The following is a 3,959-nucleotide window of genomic DNA, read 5'->3' on the forward strand; positions in this document are numbered from 1 at the left end:
TCGATCGAGATTAGCCGGGCATAGTCAGCATGCCTTACTTCACCTTCGCAGCTGCCGCGAGCTTGCGCACGCCCTCTTTCGCGTCCTCGTTCGAGTTCATGAAATTGGTGACGACGTCGGTAATCGCGCCTGCCGTGACCGGCGATTGGAGTTCGCCGAAAGCCAATGACGGGAAGAAGCCGCCCGATTTGATCGTCGCCTGCTCGTCTGCGCGCGATTTCTTTGCACAGCTATCGAATTTGTCCATCGGTACATCGAGACGGACGGGAATCGATCCCTTGTTGAGACTGAATTGTTCCTGAAACTCGGGCGACATGATGGTTTTGGCCATCGCAAGCTGGCCCGGCGTCGCGTCCTTCTTGCCGTTCTGCTGGAAGAACACGAAGGCATCCGCCGTGTACGTATAAGCGTTCGATGTGCCCGGCGCAGGCGCGCAGACGAAATCGACATCCGCCTTCTTGTTCGCATTCGCGAACTCGCCCTTGGCCCAGTCGCCCATAAATTGCATGCCGCCCGCGCCGGAAATCACCATTGCAGTCGCGAGATTCCAGTCGCGGCCGTGATAGGCCTTATCAAAGTAAGTCCGAATCTTCTGGATGGTTTCGAAAACCTGCACCATTTGCGGCGAAGTCAGTGTTTTCTGGTCGAGATCGATCAGTGCCTTTCGATAAAACTCCGCGCCCTGCGAGAGCACCACGGTCTCCCAGATGGTCATGTCCTGCCACGGCTGACCACCATGCGCGACTGCCGTGATGCCCGCCGCGCGAAACTTGTCGGCGAGTGCGAAAAACTCTGGCCACGTCGTCGGAGGCGTGCCGCCGACTTTGTCGAGATCGGCCTTGTTGATCCACAACCAATTGATCCGATGCACCGAGAAAGGCGCGGCGACATAGTGACCGTCCGCCTTGATGTCCTTATCGATCTGAGCGGGAATATGTGCCTTCCAATCCGACGCGGCCTGATCGATGGTCACCAGCACGCCCTGATCGGCCCAATCCTGAATCAACGGCCCCTTGATTTGCGCTGCCGTTGGCGCATTGCCCGAGATCACCTGCGTCTTGAGCGCCGTCATGGCCGCCGTGCCAGAGCCGCCTGCCACCGCGAAATCCTTCCACTCGTAGCCCTGCTTGCTCATATCGTCCTTGAGCACGCGAATGGCCTTCGATTCCCCGCCCGATGTCCACCAATGCAGCACAGAAACCTGTTCGCCCGCCTGAGCCACCTCAGCAGCGTGCGTACCGGCGATAACCAGCGCGACGGCCGCAGCCGCCGACGTGAGCGTACATTTCATTGCAGTCTCCGAATTTTATTTATGAACGGAGTGTCGCTTGTTCGCGCACTCCTTTACTTTCATAAGGATATCCAACTACAAAGCGAAACCGAGTTGGGATTTTCCCATTGCCGTAAGATCGTCCGCCGTAGCGCGGCCCTGAAAATCCACTTCGAAATGATCCGCCGGAAAGTCGGGCGGACTTTCGCCTTTCAGAAAGCTCGGCAACTGACGCTTCAAATAAGCATCGTTCTTCGCGCAGGCAGGCGCGGAGGCGATATACATCACGTTGCTATAACCCGCGCCCTTGTGCTCGTCTTCGACCGCGTGGATCACATCGCTGTGCCAGAACACGGTGTCGCCCGCCTGCATCTTCGGAATGGACGAGAGCGCTTCAAACAGCGGCGCGTGGTATTCCGGCTTGATCGAGAGCGCGCGTCCGGGCATGGCGCCGCACAGGTCGTCATCGGCGATATCGTCTTGAAGGGCGCGCAACAGGATATAGACCATCGAATTGGCGATAGGCACGAGTTGCAGCGTGCCGTCGCCCGGTCCTTGCGGCGTCAGCGCGGTCCAGCCCTGAAACGTGCGGAACATCGAACACACGGCGGGCGATGCAATCTCTTCCACGTCCGGGCGAAACGCGGCATCGAAGGCATCGTATTCGCGCCAGTTGCCGGAAAACACATGCCGATACACCTTGCGGAAATTACCTTCGATCCAGCGTTCGACCGAACCGCCATCGCAATGCGCCGACAGCCCGAGCGATGCCGAACCCGGCGGCCGCCGACGAAGCCGGTCCGCATAAACCGGCACGTTTTCAGGATCGAAATGAACGCGCCCTTCGCTTTCGTTGCGCCACAGCTTGTTCAGAAACACGCGCGCCGCCGTCAAAGGTTCGGACTGTCGCGCCATCACTTGCGGTCTGGACCAGTACACGCCGTAAATCTGCGGCTTGCTTGAAGCAAGTTGTCCGAAGTATTTATCTTCCGCGCGATTTTCCAGCCGCTTGTCGAGATGATTACGCTCAACGTAACGCGCGATCTCTTCGTCCCAGCCTTGCACTTGATCGCGCGGAAACACTTGCCGAATGACGCACGCACCGCTTGATTTGACGAGCGCGATTTGCGCGTCACTGACTCGTCCGGCGGCGATATCGGCAAATTGGATTTCTGGAATGACATCTTCGCCGCGCTCGCGCTGCGCCGCAACACGCTTCGCCGCTTCGATGATCGATTTTTCGACTTCTGCAAATACTTCGCGGTAGTTCGGCAGCGCAGCGCGCAGCTCCTTTTTTGCCTGACGAATTGCTGCCGGCAAGTCATCGACTATTAGCGCCATGATTGTCTCCCAATCGAATTTCAGTGCGCCAAGCATATGACGCGCGCCCTCACGCCGGTGATACTATTCAGGCAATTCCTTTGCGTTTTCGGCCATGAAACCAGCCTACGAACACGTAGCGTTCGGCGAGGATTGTTCGGTCCGGGTTTACCATCGGCGGCTTGCGCGCATTCCGTTCGAATGGCATCACCATCCGGAATACGAACTGACGCTGACCATGAATAGCCACGGCAAGCGCTATATCGGCGACTCGGTCAGCGACTATCAGGCCGAAGATCTCGTACTCGTGCCGCCCGATTTGCCGCACACGTGGGCATCGAATAAATCGATCGATACAGCCTTGCCGCAAGTCGCCATCGTCATCTGGTTCGATGGCGAATGGGCACGCCGCATGGCTGATTGCTGCCGCGAATACGAGCCTTTGCGCAAGCTACTGCGGCGCGCGGCATCCGGCCTTGCATTCGCGCCGCCCGCCGGAGAATCGATGCGCGCGAAACTCGACGCGTTGCTCTCGAACGTGCCGCGCGAACGACTCAGCGCGGCGCTCGACATTCTCTGCACGCTGGCCGACGCACCGGGTCATCCGCTGGCTTCACCGAGCGCGTTCAATCCCACTCACGCGGGACCGTCCGGCCACGAACCGGAGCGCATCAACCGTGTGCTATCCATGATCGATGCGCGCTTCGCCGAACCCTTGCGCCTCGCGGATCTCTGCGAGGCCGCCAGTTTGTCAGAGCGGACCCTTGCGCGTTACTTCGTACAACATATCGGTGAGAGCGTCGGTCGCTATATCACGCGGGTTCGTATCGGGCACGCGTGCCGCATGCTGGGCGACACATCGCTGCCAATATCGGTGATCGCCGCGCGTTCCGGCTTTGCGAATGTTTCCAACTTCAATCGGCAATTCAAGGCGTGGAAGCAGGCCACGCCAGCGGCGTATCGGCGGCAATTTCTCGATGAAGGCAGCACCGACGAAAAGTCGTCGATCAGCCTGAATGAAAGACCGCCTTCGCTTCAACAAAGAAAGAAAGGTGAACGACGCGCGTAACGAGCGGCGTGATCGTGTGCGCTTTTGTCATTCACAGCCTTTCAAATTGCATGCGAAAGTTGTCGAAAACATTGTATGTCTGCCAGCCCACCAAACACTTCGGACTCCGTTTCTCCCGCGCCAAACGCTGACCTATGCTGATTCGCACCGGGTCGCGATGCGAGCGTGTCCCCGACCGGTTCACGAGCTCATTCCTACTGATATTCACCGCGACGAACGGTCGTACTGGTGCCTGCGCGCCGTGGCTTTGTTCGAGTGCTTTTTACGAGGGGCTGTCACGCCATGTCAACCGACAAACTG

The 3,959-nt window shown here is 58.5% G+C and carries 3 protein-coding genes; 1 reads left to right on the forward strand and 2 read right to left on the reverse strand.

What is annotated here, in order from left to right:
• Window positions 1–34 precede the first annotated feature (34 nt).
• Together P7F28_RS08145 and P7F28_RS08150 are read right to left on the reverse strand one after the other, a co-directional pair.
• Window positions 35–1,291 carry an ABC transporter substrate-binding protein gene (locus P7F28_RS08145; protein WP_277184003.1) on the reverse strand — a complete coding sequence of 419 codons (1,257 nt, stop codon included), beginning with the start codon at window positions 1,289–1,291 and terminating at the stop codon, window positions 35–37.
• Window positions 1,292–1,366: 75 nt separating this feature from the next.
• A complete protein-coding gene (locus P7F28_RS08150; protein ID WP_277184004.1) occupies window positions 1,367–2,611 on the reverse strand; it encodes a DUF1479 domain-containing protein in 1,245 nt (414 codons plus the stop codon).
• A gap of 94 nt (window positions 2,612–2,705) precedes the next feature.
• On the opposite strand from P7F28_RS08150, the gene P7F28_RS08155 reads away from it, so the two are divergent.
• Window positions 2,706–3,659: an AraC family transcriptional regulator gene (locus P7F28_RS08155; RefSeq protein ID WP_277184005.1), complete on the forward strand. Its 954-nt coding sequence runs from the start codon at window positions 2,706–2,708 to the stop codon at window positions 3,657–3,659.
• The last annotated feature ends 300 nt before the right edge of the window (window positions 3,660–3,959 follow it).

It is taken from the genome of Caballeronia sp. BR00000012568055, assembly GCF_029439455.1.
Lineage (GTDB): Bacteria > Pseudomonadota > Gammaproteobacteria > Burkholderiales > Burkholderiaceae > Caballeronia.